Source organism: Microbacterium sp. TNHR37B, assembly GCF_001620065.1.
Taxonomy (GTDB): Bacteria; Actinomycetota; Actinomycetes; order Actinomycetales; family Microbacteriaceae; genus Microbacterium.
Genome location: NZ_LQGV01000003.1, coordinates 930,343 through 945,387 on the forward strand (window position 1 = coordinate 930,343; position 15,045 = coordinate 945,387).

14 protein-coding genes and 2 pseudogenes are annotated in these 15,045 nt (G+C 69.7%); 13 read left to right on the forward strand and 3 right to left on the reverse strand.

The window, feature by feature from the left end:
- Positions 1 to 4: 4 nt before the first annotated feature.
- The 3 genes and pseudogenes from AVP41_RS17025 to AVP41_RS12320 form a co-directional block, all read left to right on the forward strand.
- Positions 5 to 196, forward strand: a pseudogene (locus AVP41_RS17025) (endonuclease NucS); the annotation flags it as partial.
- 53 nt (positions 197 to 249) lie between these two features.
- Entirely contained in the window at positions 250 to 945 is a 696-nt protein-coding gene (nucS, locus tag AVP41_RS12315; protein WP_067164812.1) for an endonuclease NucS, read from the forward strand.
- 172 nt (positions 946 to 1,117) lie between these two features.
- Positions 1,118 to 1,984 carry an MT-A70 family methyltransferase gene (locus tag AVP41_RS12320; protein ID WP_067164814.1) on the forward strand — a complete coding sequence of 289 codons (867 nt, stop codon included), beginning with the start codon at positions 1,118 to 1,120 and terminating at the stop codon, positions 1,982 to 1,984.
- Between the two features lie 10 nt (positions 1,985 to 1,994).
- Here AVP41_RS12320 and AVP41_RS12325 read toward each other — a convergent pair whose 3' ends face one another.
- Entirely contained in the window at positions 1,995 to 2,903 is a 909-nt protein-coding gene (locus AVP41_RS12325; RefSeq protein ID WP_082829193.1) for a BglII/BstYI family type II restriction endonuclease, read from the reverse strand.
- A gap of 56 nt (positions 2,904 to 2,959) precedes the next feature.
- Here AVP41_RS12325 and nucS (AVP41_RS12330) point away from each other — a divergent pair.
- The 3 genes and pseudogenes from nucS (AVP41_RS12330) to AVP41_RS12340 form a co-directional block, all read left to right on the forward strand.
- Positions 2,960 to 3,634 (forward strand): annotated as a pseudogene (nucS, locus tag AVP41_RS12330) (endonuclease NucS); the annotation flags it as partial.
- 55 nt (positions 3,635 to 3,689) lie between these two features.
- On the forward strand, positions 3,690 to 4,370 hold the full coding sequence (locus tag AVP41_RS12335; RefSeq protein WP_067164819.1) for an HAD hydrolase-like protein: 681 nt from the start codon (positions 3,690 to 3,692) through the stop codon (positions 4,368 to 4,370).
- A 2-nt stretch (positions 4,371 to 4,372) separates the two neighbouring features.
- Positions 4,373 to 5,635 carry a hypothetical protein gene (locus tag AVP41_RS12340; RefSeq protein WP_067164822.1) on the forward strand — a complete coding sequence of 421 codons (1,263 nt, stop codon included), beginning with the start codon at positions 4,373 to 4,375 and terminating at the stop codon, positions 5,633 to 5,635.
- Positions 5,636 to 5,651: 16 nt separating this feature from the next.
- Here the strand turns inward: AVP41_RS12340 and AVP41_RS12345 are convergent, their stop codons facing one another.
- Positions 5,652 to 5,858, reverse strand: coding sequence for a cold-shock protein (locus AVP41_RS12345; protein ID WP_067164825.1), 207 nt, complete (start codon positions 5,856 to 5,858; stop codon positions 5,652 to 5,654).
- A gap of 347 nt (positions 5,859 to 6,205) precedes the next feature.
- Here AVP41_RS12345 and AVP41_RS12350 point away from each other — a divergent pair, with 347 nt between their 5' ends.
- A complete protein-coding gene (locus tag AVP41_RS12350) occupies positions 6,206 to 6,847 on the forward strand; it encodes a GntR family transcriptional regulator (RefSeq protein WP_067164828.1) in 642 nt (213 codons plus the stop codon).
- On the opposite strand, the gene AVP41_RS12355 is transcribed toward AVP41_RS12350, so the two are convergent.
- The gene (locus AVP41_RS12355; RefSeq protein ID WP_067164831.1) at positions 6,838 to 7,824 is read right to left on the reverse strand and encodes a LacI family DNA-binding transcriptional regulator; all 987 of its coding nucleotides are present in this window, start codon (positions 7,822 to 7,824) and stop codon (positions 6,838 to 6,840) included. The two genes, AVP41_RS12350 and AVP41_RS12355, sit on opposite strands and share 10 nt — an antisense overlap.
- A 152-nt stretch (positions 7,825 to 7,976) precedes the next feature.
- Between AVP41_RS12355 and AVP41_RS12360 the strand changes: the two genes are divergently transcribed.
- The 6 genes from AVP41_RS12360 (at position 7,977) to AVP41_RS12385 (ending at position 15,042) form a co-directional block, all read left to right on the forward strand.
- Positions 7,977 to 9,500: a mannitol dehydrogenase family protein gene (locus AVP41_RS12360; protein WP_067164834.1), complete on the forward strand. Its 1,524-nt coding sequence runs from the start codon at positions 7,977 to 7,979 to the stop codon at positions 9,498 to 9,500.
- A gap of 50 nt (positions 9,501 to 9,550) precedes the next feature.
- Positions 9,551 to 10,594, forward strand: a complete 1,044-nt coding sequence (locus tag AVP41_RS12365; RefSeq protein ID WP_067165924.1) for an L-idonate 5-dehydrogenase — start codon at positions 9,551 to 9,553, stop codon at positions 10,592 to 10,594.
- A gap of 87 nt (positions 10,595 to 10,681) precedes the next feature.
- Positions 10,682 to 12,076: an MFS transporter gene (locus AVP41_RS12370; protein WP_067164838.1), complete on the forward strand. Its 1,395-nt coding sequence runs from the start codon at positions 10,682 to 10,684 to the stop codon at positions 12,074 to 12,076.
- Between the two features lie 80 nt (positions 12,077 to 12,156).
- Positions 12,157 to 13,398: a D-mannonate dehydratase ManD gene (gene manD / locus AVP41_RS12375; RefSeq protein WP_067164842.1), complete on the forward strand. Its 1,242-nt coding sequence runs from the start codon at positions 12,157 to 12,159 to the stop codon at positions 13,396 to 13,398.
- Complete coding sequence (locus AVP41_RS12380) at positions 13,388 to 14,050, forward strand: bifunctional 4-hydroxy-2-oxoglutarate aldolase/2-dehydro-3-deoxy-phosphogluconate aldolase (protein ID WP_067164845.1); 663 nt, start codon at positions 13,388 to 13,390, stop codon at positions 14,048 to 14,050. The genes manD and AVP41_RS12380 overlap by 11 nt, the downstream gene beginning before the upstream one ends.
- Positions 14,051 to 14,055: 5 nt before the next feature.
- On the forward strand, positions 14,056 to 15,042 hold the full coding sequence (locus AVP41_RS12385; protein WP_067165927.1) for a sugar kinase: 987 nt from the start codon (positions 14,056 to 14,058) through the stop codon (positions 15,040 to 15,042).
- Positions 15,043 to 15,045: the final 3 nt, after the last annotated feature.

The following is a 15,045-nucleotide window of genomic DNA, read 5'->3' on the forward strand; positions in this document are numbered from 1 at the left end:
ACGGGTGCGTCTCGTCATCGCCCGCTGCTCCGTCGACTACACCGGTCGGCTCAACGCCCACCTGCCCCTGGCCACCCGCCTGCTGGTGCACAAGGGCGACGGGTCGCTGCTCGTCCACTCCGACGGCGGCTCGTACAAGCCGCTCAACTGGATGAGCCCGGTTTTAGACCTCGGCGCGAATGTCGTGCGCCGAGGAGTTGCCTATCTTCGGACCCGCCCGCTCCTCAGGACCGTGGGTAGGTTGGCCAGATGAGACTCGTCATCGCTCGCTGTTCGGTGGACTACACGGGCCGGCTCAACGCACACCTGCCTCTCGCCACCCGTCTCATCCTTCTCAAGGCCGACGGGTCAGTTCTCGTCCACAGCGATGCGCTCAGTTACAAGCCATTGAATTGGATGTCGCCGCCATGCAACGTCTCGGTGCAGGAGCCGTCTGACGAGGCTGCGTCCGCTGGTGTGAGCGAGCAGTGGCGCGTCAGCCACGCCAAGAACGGCGACGCGTTACTCATCAACATCTTCGAGGTGCTGCACGACTCCTCCCACGACCTCGGCACTGACCCCGGCCTTATCAAGGACGGAGTGGAATCCGACCTGCAACGACTCCTAGCAGAGCAGGTGGAACTTGTCGGGGACGGATTATCGCTCGTCCGGCGCGAGTACCCCACCGCCATCGGCCCTGTGGACCTGCTCCTGCGCGCCCCTGACGGCGGCACCATCGCTATCGAGGTCAAGCGTCGAGGCGACATCGACGGAGTGGAGCAGCTGACGCGCTACCTAGATCTCCTCAACCGAGATCCCCACCTCGCACCGGTCACCGGCGTGTTGGCCGCACAGGAGATCAAACCCCAGGCGAAGGTGCTCGCCGGAGACCGCGGCATCCGAACCCTCACGCTCGACTACGCCGCGATGAAGGGGATCGAGTCTGGAGCTCCGACCCTGTTCTGAGGGTGCTCCTTCAGCCGCCGCACTGACCTGTGGATAAGTCCCATGCGTGTCAGGGGTGCGCGTCATGGTGAGAGGCATCCAACTGAGGAGGCCGCTCATGAGCACACGCACGACACGCCCAAGGAAAAGATCCTATGACGGAATATTAGATCTTTTCGACTACGATGAAGCCATGCCCGCCACCATCGACATGCCCGCGTCGCTCTCAAACATTCCACCACTCCCATCTGTCGAAGGCGGCTTCAAGACGGTACTTGCCGATCCCCCATGGAGGTTCGCCAATCGCACGGGCAAGGTGGCTCCGGAGCACCGGAGGCTTGACCGCTACGGCACCATGGATCTGGAGGAGATCAAGGCACTCCCAGTCGGCGAGGCCACGGCCCCAGATGCCCATCTCTACCTCTGGGTGCCGAACGCTCTCCTCCTCGAGGGTATCGAGGTGCTCCAGGCCTGGGGCTTTCGCTATGTGAGCAACATCATCTGGGCAAAACGTCGCAAGGACGGCGGCCCTGATGGCCGCGGCGTCGGGTTCTACTTCCGGAATGTGACTGAACCCATCCTCTTTGGCGTCAAGGGTTCCATGCGAACACTTGCCCCGGCGCGTTCGACTGTGAACATGATCGAGACTCGCAAGCGGGAGCACAGCCGCAAGCCGGATGAACAATACGACTTGATCGAGTCATGCTCTCCTGGCCCCTATCTCGAAATGTTCGCGCGCTATGCCCGGCCCGGCTGGAGCGCCTGGGGCAATGAATCAGCTGAGGACGTTGAGCCAAGAGGCAAGGTTCATCGCGGCTATGAAGGCGGCAAGATTGAGGAGTTTCCCACGCTTGAACCCAACGAGCGGATGAGCGGCTGGCTCGCAGAGCGCGTCGCTGGCATTCTCGTCGAAGAGTATGAAGCCGGGGCGTCTGTCCAGCAGCTCTCCATCTCTTCTGGCTACTCAATCACTCGCGTACGTGCGCTCCTCACAAAGGGCGGTGTGGAGTTCCGCGGCCGGGGCCGCCCCCGAAAAGAGCCAGAGGCCGTGAGTGCGTAGGTGGGCCTGACTAGTCCTCGTCCGAGTTGGCGTTCTTCTCTTCATTCACCGGAGGCATGAGATCTCTCGCTTCAGAAACCATCTGATCGTGGACGGGCTTCGCGTCCTTCCAGCGCGAGTATGACTTCCTCCAGTTCGACTTAAACTCCTCGGCCTTCTCCAGGGCGTCCTTGGTCCGGACTGCCAATTGCACGCCTTGGATACGCTCAGGCTCAATGCCGATGAGCAGGAGAGGACACTCTCCGCCGCCGCCGAGATTCACCTTTGGGATGAGCTTGTCCCAATGTGTCGTGGACTGGCCGTACTTGAAGCCACCGTCCTTGCTCCGGACGGTGGGACCGATAAGCGCCTGCAGCCCCGGACCACGAGTGATGATGACGCCGACAGCGATAGCGCCCTCATGATGGAGCGCCTGAAAGTTGATCAGGTCTCGGTCGTAGAACGGATCCTTGTTATTCCACTCCATCTCAACGGCAATACCCGGGATCGGCGCATCCAACGTCCCTCTGCCGAACATGTCGATCTCGTGGCCACGGGTGCGCGTCGTGCGGAGTGTCGTCCCATCGAGCGCGATGGACTTGCTGATCGTGATGTTCTGCTTACCCCAGATACGTTGACCGCCTTCCGCGGTCATAGCTTCCAACGAGTCGTCAAAGCGCTTGACGAAGACGGTGCGGCCGCCGCCGCCTGAACGAAGCTCATCCAGGGTCGGCGCGAAGTTGTCGAGCGCCTTCTCAAGGTCGCGAGCACGGTCAGAAAAGGACTCTCTGAGGATCACGTCGGCGTAGCGGGTTGCACCATACACATAACCTGTGGGCCAGTTGTCCGTCGACAACTCGCGCACAGCACCTGCGAGATCAACGACGTCGTCTTCAAGGACCTCGCCCTGTTCCTGCTCCTGCTCCTGCTCCTGCTCCATACTGCGGAAGCTTACCGACGGCTAGCACGCATACTGTCACGCGTCTTCACCCACCTCCCCTCGCTCCCCGCCTCGTCACGCTCGAGGCGGACGGGATAATTGCGTTCCATCGAGACGTACAACACGCACCGCTCAACTGGATGAGCCCGCCGTGCACGCTCACCGTCGAGACCCCGGATGAAGAGTCCGCGTCGGCGGGAGTGATCGAGCACTGGCGCGTCACGCACGCCAAGACCGGCGACGCGCTGCTCGTGCGGATCTACGAAGTGCTCCACGACTCGTCGCACGAGCTCGGCATCGATCCGGGCCTGCAGAAGGACGGAGTGGAGGCCGATCTGCAGCGGCTCCTCGCCGAGCAGGTCGAGGTGATCGGCGACCGACTCACCCTCGTCCGTCGCGAGTACCCCACCGCGATCGGTCCCGTCGACCTTCTGCTGCGCAACCCGGAGGCCCCTGTCACCGTGGAGCTGGCCTCGGCCGACGACGCCGCGGCCGCCCACGTCGCCGTCGAGGTCAAGCGCCGCGCCGGCATCGACGCGGTCGAGCAGCTCACCCGCTATCTCGAGCTCCTCAACCGCGACTCCCACCTGCGCCCGGTGCGGGGAGTGCTGGCCGCGCAGGCCTTCGCGCCCCAGGCGCGCACGCTCGCCACCGATCGCGGGATCGCCTGCGTCGTCTTGGACTACGAGGCGATGAAGGGGACCGACAGCGGCCTCCCCACGCTCTTCTGACGGAGCCCTCCCCGCCGGCAGCGGGCGCCGACGCGCCCCTGGATAGGCTGGCGGTATGACGATGAGATCTCCGTGGACGTGCATTCTCTGGGACGTCGACGGGACGATCGTCGACGCGTCGGAGGGCATCCTCCGGCGATTGACCCTCTGTCTCGAGCACTTCGGCTTCCCGGCGCCCACACGCGAAGAGCTCGTGCACTGGATCGGCCCGCCGATGTACGACTCCTTCCAGGCGAACGTCGGGATGACGGGCGCGCGGGCGGCCGAAGCCGTGGCCTATTACCGGCAGATCGGCAAGGCCGAGGGGTACACGAGCGGCGCCCGCCTGTACCCCGGGGTCGGTGAGCTGATCGAGGAGTTGTCCGCCGCGGGCGTGCCGCAGGGAACGGCGAGCTCCAAGCCCGAGAACCAGGTGCTGGCGCTCATGGAGCACTTCGCGCTGGCGCCCCACCTCCAGGCGATCGTGGGCGCGACGCCCGACGAGCAGACTCTCGCCACGAAGTCCGCCATCGTCGCCGAGTCGCTCCGCCGTCTCGCGGCGGTCGGGGTCGACACCCGTCGCCCCGTCCTCATCGGCGACCGTCACCACGACATCGACGGCGGAGCCGACCAGGGTGTCCCCGTGATCTTCGTCACGTGGGGTTTCAGCTGGCCGCACGAGTCGGAGGGGGCCCAGGCCGTGGTGCACGACGTCGACGAGTTGCGCGCGCTGCTGCTGATCGAGGACGACGCCTGACCATGACCCTGGAGGAGATCGTCCGCTGGCTCGTGCCGGCTGTCGTCGTCTTCGGGGTCGCCGGCATCGGCGCCGGCACGCTGGTCTGGTCGCTGCGTCGGGCCCGCCGAGGACCCCGGGCCCGCGCCCGCGCCGAGGCGGAGCGCGCGCGGGCGGGTGTCGCCCTCGTCGCTCTCGACGACGCGGTCGAGGAGCTCGAGCTGGAGGTCGCCCTCTCCGGCGCGCTCTACGACGGCACGGCGCCGGCGGCGCTGCGCCGCGCGCGCCTCACCGCGCAGCGCATCCGCGACGAGGCGTTCGAGCGGCTGCGCGACCTCGCTCCCGACGCCCATCCCGAGGAGGTGCGCCGCCTCGCTCTGTCGCTCCACGGACGTACGTCGCAGGCCACGGCGCAGATCGCGGCGGCACGTCAGGAGCATGCCCAGTGGATGTCGACGAACCAGTCCGCCGGAGAACAGGTGGCGCGGGCGCGCACGCGGCTCGAGGCGCTGCGTGCGGAAGCCGGTGACGTCGACGCGCTCGTGACCGAGGTCGCCGGACGTTTCGATCCCGAGGAGGTGGCCGACGCAGAGCGCGCCGCCGCCGAGGTGACGGCCGCGCTGGCCGAGGCCACGAGCCTCCTCGCCGCCGCGGAGGAGGCGGCCCAGGACCCCACGCGCTCCGCCCTGACGGCGCTCGGCCGCGCGGAGCGGCAACTCCGTCGGGGACAGCAGGCCGCCCGCGCTCTCGAAGAACGACACCGCGCCCTCCTTGACGCGGCCCAGGGCGTGACGGGGGAGATCGAGGCGGCCCGCGAGGCGCTGCGCCAGGCCGAGTCGCTGCGCGCGCAGGCGGAGCCGGAGGATGCAGAGCGGCTGGGACGGGAACTGCGGGCCGTGGCCGACGCCGTCGATGCCCTCGAGCCCCGGGCGGCGCGTCGTCCCACGGCGACCGTCACCGCGCTCGCTCGGCTGAGAGACCGCCTCGACCTCGCGATCGGCGATGCCCGCACCGCGCAACAGCGCCTCCGGGGTGCGCGGTCCGCCCTCCCGGGAACGGTGGCGGCCGCCCGCACGGCCGTGGCCCACGCGGAGGCGGTCGCCGGGCACGCCGGCGCGGACGCACGCGTGCGGCTCGCGGCGGCGCAGCACGAACTGGCCGCCTCACGCTCCGCGCACGATCCCGTCGATGCGCTCGACGCCGCCCGCCGCGCGATGCGTCACGCCGAAGACGCCGCTGCGCTCGCGGCCTACGAGCGGCAGACCGGACGAGCGACGGCCGACTGAGCGGACGCGTCCGCGCTCAGAGGGGGCGGATGTTCTCCGCCTGCAGACCCTTGGGACCCTGCGCGACGTCGAACTCGACGCGCTGGTTCTCCTCCAGCGAGCGGTAGCCGCTCGCCTCGATGGCCGTGTAGTGGGCGAAGACGTCGGCCCCACCCTCGTCGGGGGCGATGAAGCCGAATCCCTTCTCGGAGTTGAACCACTTGACGGTGCCGCTGCTGCTCATGATTGCCTTACTTGCTGCGCTACTCGGCGAAGGATGCACGCCGACGCCTCCACGGTAAACGGGAGGGTCGCCTCCCGCCCAGGGGCGTTTCAGATGGTGACGAAAATGTTGCACGCGGTCGGCGGAGCCCGACACCATTCGACGCCCGGGCGTCACGCAGACGGCGCTCGCCCGGGCGTCGACGGATCCCCCCGGATAGGTCACGATGAAGCGTGACGGGCTCACTTTACTGCCGCCCACCCACCCGGGAACGTGAGGCCTTGATGAGAATCCGCCGAGAGGAGGGTATGGCTCGGCAGGGACCGCCGACGGGCCCGCTCGGGGACGAGACATACACTGTTGGCGACATGAGCGAGCCCCTCCCTCCCCTCGATCTGAGGAACGTCGCCATCTTGAGCGACGAGGTCTACGAGACGATCGGAGCCGCGATCCTCGACGGCCGCCTGCAGCCGGGCCAGAAGCTTCGCGACGTCGAACTCGCCGCGCAGCTGGGCATCTCACGCACGCCGGTACGGGAGGCCCTGCAGCGTCTGGAACGGTTCGGTCTCGTCGAGGTGGCCGCCGGTCGGTACACGCGTGTCACGGAACCGGACCGGCGCCTGCGGGAGGAGACCGCCGAACTGACGGCGCACCTCATGGGCGTCGCCCTGCGCCTGGCCCTGGCGGCCTGCGACGACGAAGCGCTCGCGGTGATCCTGGCCGACGCCGACATCGTGGTCGACGCCGCCTCGGTGGGCGACATCCCCACGCTGTTCGCCTCGTCGACGCGGATGTTCACGGCCGTCACCCGCGCGACCGGCAACTCGGTGTTCATCGGCCTCGTCCGCGAGGCGTCGCTGGCGATCCGGCGCAACCTCCGCGGCTGGGATGCGTTCCTCGAGGGACCGGTCGAGGGCATCGACGGCTACACCGCCCTCCGGGCGTGCATCGCCGCCCGCGACGGCGACGGCGCGGAGCAGGCGCTGCGCCGGATCTACGGCTACGCCTGAGTACCCGGAACAGCCTCGCGCCGCGGGGCCGCGGTGGATCCGCGAACGATGAGCTGCGAGCTCAGCGTGGCGACCTCGCTCACCGGAGTACCCGACATCGACTGCAACAGGAGGTCGACACCGAGGGCGCCGCTGCGGGCGATGGGCATCCGCACCGTCGTGAGGGCGGGGGTGACGGCGCTCGCCAGATCGATGTCGTCGATGCCGACGATGCTGACATCGCGGGGGCAGTGACGGCCGAGCTCTGACAGTCCGGACTCCACCCCGAGGGCCACGAGGTCGTTGTACGCGACCACCGCGGTCGCGCCGCTCGCCGCAGCCGGGGCCGCGGCGGCCCGTCCGCCCTGGATGGACGCGGCGTGGTGACTCAACCGGGTGAGCCGGATGCCGTGGCGCTCGCACGCCCGCGCGATCGAGTCGAAGCGCCGCGCGTCGGCCCACGATCCGCGCGGCCCGGACGCGTAGGCGACGTGCGTGTGGCCGAGCGCGGCGAGGTGCTCGATCGCCTGCGTCGGACCGAACTCCGCGTCCATGAGGATGCAGATCGCGCCGTCGAGCTGTCGGTTGACGACGACGTAGGGGGTGTCGCCGACGAGCGAGAGGATCTCGTCATCAGGCAGACGCGGGGAGCACAGCAGCATCCCGTCGAGCTGACTGGCACGCTGGATCTGCTCGCGCTCGCGGCGGAGGTCTTCGTCGGCATCGAACAGCACCGTGCGGTGCCGTCCGTGCCAGGCTTGCCCTTCGATCGCCTTCATCAGGGTCGCGTAGACGGGGTTGGCCACATCGGGGACGACCACTCCGATGGTCTTCGTCGTGGTCGCCGGAGCCGAGGTCACGTAGCCGAGCTCGCCGGCGGCGCGGAGCACGCGTTCCCGCGTGGCGGCGGCCAGCCGATCGGGTTCGCCGAAGGCTCGAGAGGCGGTGGCCAGCGATACGCCGGCCTTGCGCGCCACGTCGGTCAGAGTCGCTGCCACTATCGCCTTCCGGATGAGCTGTCCTCCTATGATCGTCCATCGTTCCTGTGAAAGGAGTTGACAAGTTTGTACAAGCCATACACACTGCTTGTCATGACGATCATCGCCGATCACCTGTCCGGGTGTGCGGACCCCGACGACGGAGCACCCGAATGAGCACCGACCTGCCGCGCCTCGGCCGCCAGAATCTCGACGCGGCGCCGACCGCGCCGCGCCCGGCCGGGATCCTCCACCTGGGCCTCGGAAGCTTCCACCGCGCGCACCAGTCGGTCTACACCGCTGCCGCGATCGGCGCGGCAGGGGGAGACTGGGGCATCATCGGCGTCGCCTCGCGCTCCCGCACCGTCGTCGACGCGCTCCGCGCGCAGGACTTCCTTTACCACGTGGCGACCATCTCGCCCGGCGAGACCTCGCTGACCGTTCCCGCCGTCCACACCGACGCATTCGTGGCGGCCGACGAACCGGCGCGTGTCGTGGCCGAGGTCGCCTCCGCCGCGATCAAAATCGTCACCCTCACCGTGACCGAGAACGGCTACAGCTACTCACCTGCCACCCAGCACCTCGACCTGGACGACGCGACCATCCGCGCGGACCTTCGCGGTGGCGCTCCCCGCTCGACCATCGGACAGCTGGCACGCGGACTGCAGGCCCGCGCCACCGCCGGCGGAGAGCCCCTCGCGGTGCTCAGCTGCGACAACCTCGCTGCCAACGGCGCCCACACCGAGAAGCTCGTCCGGGAGTTCCTCCACGCACTCCCCGGCACCGAAGCGGACCCCGTGCTCGCCTACCTCGACGCGGCCGTCACCTTCCCGTCCAGCATGGTCGACCGGATCGTCCCCGCCACGACCGATGACCTGCGCGCGCACGTCGCCCGGCTGTCGGGTCTCCGTGACGACATCCCCGTACCCGCCGAGCCGTTCACGATGTGGGCGATCGAAGACCGCTTCGCCGGCGGGCGCCCCGCCTGGGAGCGCGCGGGCGCCGTGTTCACCGACGAGGTCGGGCGCTACGAGCAGCTCAAGGTGCGCCTTCTCAACGGCACCCACTCCCTCATCGCCTACCTCGGCGCCCTCCGCGGTGCGGCGACCATCCCCGCCTCCATCGCGATGCCGGAGATCGAGGAAGCGGCCCGCGCCGTGCTGCGCGGGGAATACGAGCCGTCGGTCGAGGTCCCGAACGGCGTCGACGTGCGCGCGTACGAGAGCGAGCTGTTCCAGCGCTGGGCCAACAGCGCGCTGGGCCACCGCACGAGCCAGGTCGGCACCGACGGCTCGGTCAAGCTGCGTCAGCGCATTCCGGAGCCCGCCCTGCGCGCACTCGCGGCGGGACAGATGCCGCACCTGCTCGCGCTCACCGTCGCCGGCTACCTCTCCTGCCTGGCACCGCTCCCCGGGTTCGACCCCGGACCCCACGCGGCCGCCATGGCTGATCCCGCGCGGGACTCCCTCGCGCGCCTGGCCGCCACCGCCCGCGACGGACGCGAGCTCGCGGCGCGCGTGCTCACGGAGCTGCATCTCCTCGGCACGGAGCTCGCCCACCACGACGTCTTCGCCGAACGCGTGGGAGAACTGATCGACACCATCCGGCGGCAGGGGACCGATGCGGCAATCGCCGACGCGGTCGCGGCGTCGCTGGAGGCCGCGACCGACACCACGACGCAGGGGGCGCGCTCATGACCACCGACGCGACCCCCCAGGCCGATGCGACTCAGGAGGAAGGAGCGACGATGAAGGCGCTCACCATCTACGCAGCGGAGGACATCCGCTGGGAGGACCGCCCCGTCCCCGAGCCCGGTACCGGCGAGGTGCGGATCCGCGTGCACTACGTCGGGATCTGCGGTTCCGATCTGCACTACTACTTCCACGGCGCCAACGGCGAGTACACGATCCGCGGCTCGCTCGTTCCCGGACACGAGCTCTCCGGCGTCGTCGACCTCGACCCCTCCGGCACCCTCGCCCCGGGAACCCCGGTGACCGTGCACCCCGCCCGCTTCGGTCCCGCCGTCGCCGGCTTGGAAGACCGCCCGCACCTACGCCCCGGTGGCGACTACCTCGGCAGCGCCGCCGCCGACCCGCACCGTCAGGGCGGTGCATCGGAACTGCTCGTCGTCGAAGACCACATGATCCGGGTGCTCCCCCCGCGGCTCCCCCTCACGCGTGCCGCCCTCGCGGAGCCGCTCGCGGTGGCCCTTCATGCGGTGGGCCTGGCGGGCGACCTCACCGGTCGCCGCGTGCTCGTGATCGGGGCCGGCCCCATCGGCCTGCTCGTCGCGGCCGCCGCCGCCCGGGCTGGCGCCGCCGCCGTCGGCGCCAGCGACGTGCGTCCGGAGCCGTTGCAGCGGGCGCGGGCGCTCGGGGCCACCGAGACAATCCTCGTGGGCACGGACACGCTCGACGCCGAGTCGTACGACGTCGTGTTCGAGTGCTCCGGCGTCGGCGCCGCGCTGACGCAGGCCGTGCGCGCCGCGCGCCGTGCCGGAACCCTCGTGCAGGTGGGGATGCTCCCCAACGCCGAGATCGGCGTCAACCTCGCTCCGCTCCTCGCCAAGGAGCTGACGATCCGCGGCGCCTTCCGCTTCTCCACCGAGATCGACGACGCCGTCGCCCTGCTGGCGGACGACGACAGCTTCGACGCCGTCGTCTCCCACGTGGTCCTCGCCTCCGACGCCGTGCCCGCCTTCGAGCTCGCCCGCGACTCCTCGGCCTCCGCCAAGGTGCTCCTGAGCCTCGCGCCCTCTCCCGCCCCCACCCCGTCCACCGATCCCGCCTGACGTCCGCGTCGGCCTCCCCTCGCGCACGACCCGGGCGCGAACCCCGCGCACTCACCTCCGCGCACATCACTACGAAGGAGTAATTCGATGAGCAACACCTCCGCTCCCGGCGTGGATGCGTCCGCGCCTCCGGCCAAGCGCTCCATGGGCGACCTCGTCCGCGCCGCCGTCTCGGGCTGGCTCGGCACGGCCCTGGAGTTCATGGACTTCCAGCTCTATTCGCTGGCGGCCGCCCTCGTGTTCAGCCAGCTGTTCTTCGCGGGCGAGGATCCCGGCATGGCCGTCGTCCTCGCGATGGCGACCTACGGCGTCGGCTACGTCGCGCGCCCCGTCGGCGCGTTCGTCTTCGCCCGGATCGGCGACCGCGTCGGCCGCCGCAAGGTGCTCTTCTACACGATCCTCCTGATGGGCGCGGCAACGACCCTCATCGGCTTCCTCCCCACGTACGAGCAGGTCGGCATCATCGCCCCGATCCTCCTCGTCCTCCTCCGCCTGGCGCAGGGCTTCGGCGCGGGCGCGGAGATCTCGGGCGCCGGGGTCATGCTCTCGGAGTACGCTCCCGCGAACCGTCGCGGCATCGTCGCGTCGCTCGTGGCCCTCGGCACCAACTGCGGCACCCTCTTCGCCTCGGCGATCTGGGCGCTTCTGCTCGCCGTCATGCTCGAGGCCGACGTGATCGAGTGGGGCTGGCGCATCCCGTTCATCGGTAGCGCCGTCATCATGCTGTTCGCCCTCTGGGTGCGCTTCAACCTCAAGGAGAGCCCGGTCTTCGAGGAGCGCACCGACGTCGTGGACGGCAAGGCGCTCTCGCGCGACGAGGTGATCAAGCTCGCCACCGAGACCAACGACATCCGCACGCTGGAGTCGTTCGAGCGCAAGCCCATCAAGGCCGTCATCGTCTCGTTCTTCCTGCGGTTCGGCCAGGCCGGCAACTCGGGGCTGGTGCAGACCTACCTCATCTCCTTCATCACGATCACCCTCGCCGTCTCGAAGGAAGTGGGCCCCGAGGTCGTCATCGTCTCGTCGCTGATCGGCTTCCTCACCATCCCGCTCGTCGGCTTCCTCGGCGACATCTTCGGCCGCCGCCGCATGTACATCGTCATGACGTCGCTGTCGCTGCTGCTGATCGTCCCGACGCTCCTGATGATCAACACCAAGGAGGTCGGCTGGATCTTCGTCGGCTACGCACTCATCCACAACATCTCCGTGCTCGGCCTCGCCTCGATGGAGAACCTGTCCATCCCGGAGATCTTCGGTGCGCGCAACCGCTACACGCTGACCGCGATGGTGCGGGAGATCGCCGCGATCATCGCGACCGGTATCGCTCCGATCGTCGCCGCCGCGTGGGTCGCTGCGACCACGGGAAGCATCGTCCCGGTCATGGTGCTCATGGGGATCTTCACCGCCTCCGCGCTCGTGGCCGCGATCTGGGCGCCGGAGTGGACCGGACGCGACCTCACCGACCCGCGCCCGGCGATGTAAGCGGAACCCTCCCCACCCCACCCACCCCGAGGCGCGGCCGTCCCCGACCGACGGCCGCGCCTCCCTTCCAAGGAACAGACATGACCATCGATCTCGTCGACGTCAACATCACCAGCCCGGGCCGGAACTTCGTGACCCTCAAGATCACGACCTCCGACGGGATCGTCGGGTGGGGCGACGCGACCCTCAACGGGCGCGAGCTCGCCGTCGCCTCTTACCTGTCCGACCACCTCGCCTCGATGCTGGTGGGACGCGACGAAGACCGGATCGAGGACACCTGGCAGTACCTCTACCGCGGTGCCTACTGGCGGCGCGGCCCCGTCACGATGGCCGCGATCGCCGCCGTCGACATGGCGCTGTGGGACATCAAGGCCAAGAAGGCCGGGATGCCCCTCTATCAGCTGCTCGGGGGAGCGAGCCGTGACGGGGTGCGTGTGTACGCGCACGCCTCGGGCACGGACTACGCGGCGCTCGCGAACGCGATCACGGGGTATGAGGAGCTCGGGTTCACCGCCGTGCGGGTGCAGACCGGAGTGCCGGGCCTCGGCCAGATCTACGGTGTCTCCTCGGCGGGACCGGGGGTGCGCTACGACTACGAGCCGGCCAAGCGGGCCGCCGACGGCGGGGCGGCCGAGCGGCCGCACGAGGAGAACTGGGACACGCGCACCTACCTGTCGCACATGCCGGGCGTCTTCGCCCGCATCCGCGAGGACTTCGGCACGGGCCTGCGGATCCTCCACGACGGCCACCACCGCATGTCGCCGATCGAGGCAGCGCGCTTCGCGAAGGACGTCGAGCCCTACGACCTGTTCTGGCTCGAGGACTGCACGCCCGGCGAAGACCAGGCGGCCCTCCGCCTCGTCCGCCAGCACTCGACGACCCCGCTCGCGATCGGCGAGATCTTCAACAGCGTGTACGACTATCAGACGCTCATCACCGAGCGCCTGATCGACTACGTGCGTTCGGCCGTGACCCACACCGGCGGCATCACCGCGATGAAGAAGCTGCTCGACTTCGCGGCCGTCTACGGCATCCGCTCCGGCATCCACGGTCCGACCGACATCTCGCCGGTCGGCATGGCGGCTGCGCTCCACCTCGACCTCGCGATCCATAACTTCGGCATCCAGGAGTACATGCCGCACAACGCGGAGACCCTGGAGGTCTTCCGCACGTCGTTCACGTTCGACCGCGGCTTCCTTCACCCCGGCGACCAGCCCGGACTCGGCGTCGAGCTCGACGAAGAGGCCGCGGCCGGCCACGCCTACACGAAGGCCTATCTGCCGGTGAACCGCCTGCTCGACGGGACCGTCCATGACTGGTGATGCCGCGCGCCTCGCGCTTCCCCAGCGGACGGTCGCCTCGCGGCTGATCGTGGTCGCTCGCGCGGGCCACGCCGACGACTACGACGCGGTGCTGGAAGCCCTCGCCGCGGCCGGAGTGCGCAGCGTCGAGCTGACGCTCACGACACCGGGCACCTTCGAGGCCTTCCCGCGCCTGCGCGACCGGTTCGGCGGGAAGATCGACCTGGGCATCGGAACGGTCACCGATTCCGCGCACCTCGCGCGCGCCATCGAGGTCGGGGCGGCCTACGTCGTGACCCCGGTGACCTCGGCGGCCCTCGTCGCCCAGGCGACGGCGGCGGGCGTACCGATCGTGCCGGGCGGCCTGACACCGACCGAGCTGTTCTCGTCGTGGTCCGCGGGCGCATCGGCCGTGAAGGTGTTCCCGGCGGGGCAGGTGGGTCCGTCCTACCTCGCCGACCTCCGTGGCCCGTTCCCCGCCCTCGTCGCGGTGCCGTCGGGGGGAGTCGATCTCCGCGGCGCCGAGCAGTGGCTCGCCGCGGGAGCCCTCGCCGTGAGCGTGGGCGGGCCGCTCCTGGGCGACGCCTTCCGCGGCGGCGACCTGGGCGCCCTCCGGGAGCGCGCGGCCGCGTTCGTCGCGGTGTGTGCGCGGGAGGGCGCGGAGGCGTCGTGAGCGACATGGCGAGCGGGCGCGCCGGATCCGGTGCGCGAGTGGTGACCCGGCCGCGAGTGGTGACGCTCGGCGAGACGATGGGACTGCTGCGCGCGACCGAGATCGGATCGCTCGCTCACGCCTCGCATCTCGCTGTCGGGGTCGGAGGCGCGGAGAGCAACGTCGCGATCGGGCTGCAGCGTCTCGGCGTTGACGCTTCCTGGCTCGGCCGTGTGGGCGATGACGGCCTCGGTCGGCGGGTCACGCGCGAGATCCGCGCCGAGGGCGTCGACGTGCGCGCGGTCGTGGACTCCGGCGCGGCGACCGGGCTCATGCTCAAGGAGCGCCCGTCGGCGGCGAGCGCCGCCGTGACGTACTACCGCCGGGGGTCCGCGGGCTCACGGTTGACGCCCGAGGACCTTCCGTCCGGGTGGGTGGAGGAGGCGTCGCTCCTGCACGTCACCGGCATCACGCCGCTGTTGTCGGCGAGCGCGGACGCGACCGTGCACGCCGCGATCGACCGGGCGGCGGCGGCTGGCGTGCCGGTGAGCGTCGATGTCAACTACCGGTCGGCGCTCGCCCCTCCCGGCGACGCGGCCGACGTGTTCCGTCCGCTCGCGGCGCGCGCGCAGATCGTGTTCGGCGGGGACGAAGAGCTGCGCCTCCTCGCCGACGGTGACGATATCGCAGAGGTCGCACGGCAGATCCGCGGTTCCCGTGACTGCCTCGTGGTCCTGAAGGATGGCGAGCGGGGAGCCACGGCTTTCGCGGAGGAGACCGCGGCGGCACCGGCGTTCCCGATCTCCCCGCTGGATACCGTCGGCGCGGGCGATGCGTTCGTCGCCGGGTTCCTGAGCGCGCACCTGGCCGGGGAGACTCTGGAGGCGGCGCTCCGTCGCGCCAACGCCTGCGGCGCGATGGCGTGCCTCGTTCCGGGCGACTGGGAGTCGGCCCCCACGCGCGACGAGCTCGCGCGGTTCCTCGCCGGCGACGCCGACCCCGTCCGACGCTGACCC

Bases quoted from the DNA above. Each gene is read 5' to 3' on its own strand.
- nucS (WP_067164812.1), top strand. From the start codon at position 250: ATGAGACTCGTCATCGCTCGCTGTTCGGTGGACTACACGGGCCGGCTC.
- AVP41_RS12320 (WP_067164814.1), top strand. From the start codon at position 1,118: ATGCCCGCCACCATCGACATGCCCGCGTCGCTCTCAAACATTCCACCA.
- AVP41_RS12325 (WP_082829193.1), bottom strand. From the start codon at position 2,903: ATGGAGCAGGAGCAGGAGCAGGAGCAGGAACAGGGCGAGGTCCTTGAA.
- AVP41_RS12335 (WP_067164819.1), top strand. From the start codon at position 3,690: ATGACGATGAGATCTCCGTGGACGTGCATTCTCTGGGACGTCGACGGG.
- AVP41_RS12340 (WP_067164822.1), top strand. From the start codon at position 4,373: ATGACCCTGGAGGAGATCGTCCGCTGGCTCGTGCCGGCTGTCGTCGTC.
- AVP41_RS12345 (WP_067164825.1), bottom strand. From the start codon at position 5,858: ATGAGCAGCAGCGGCACCGTCAAGTGGTTCAACTCCGAGAAGGGATTC.
- AVP41_RS12350 (WP_067164828.1), top strand. From the start codon at position 6,206: ATGAGCGAGCCCCTCCCTCCCCTCGATCTGAGGAACGTCGCCATCTTG.
- AVP41_RS12360 (WP_067164834.1), top strand. From the start codon at position 7,977: ATGAGCACCGACCTGCCGCGCCTCGGCCGCCAGAATCTCGACGCGGCG.
- AVP41_RS12365 (WP_067165924.1), top strand. From the start codon at position 9,551: ATGAAGGCGCTCACCATCTACGCAGCGGAGGACATCCGCTGGGAGGAC.
- AVP41_RS12370 (WP_067164838.1), top strand. From the start codon at position 10,682: ATGAGCAACACCTCCGCTCCCGGCGTGGATGCGTCCGCGCCTCCGGCC.
- manD (WP_067164842.1), top strand. From the start codon at position 12,157: ATGACCATCGATCTCGTCGACGTCAACATCACCAGCCCGGGCCGGAAC.
- AVP41_RS12380 (WP_067164845.1), top strand. From the start codon at position 13,388: ATGACTGGTGATGCCGCGCGCCTCGCGCTTCCCCAGCGGACGGTCGCC.
- AVP41_RS12385 (WP_067165927.1), top strand. From the start codon at position 14,056: ATGGCGAGCGGGCGCGCCGGATCCGGTGCGCGAGTGGTGACCCGGCCG.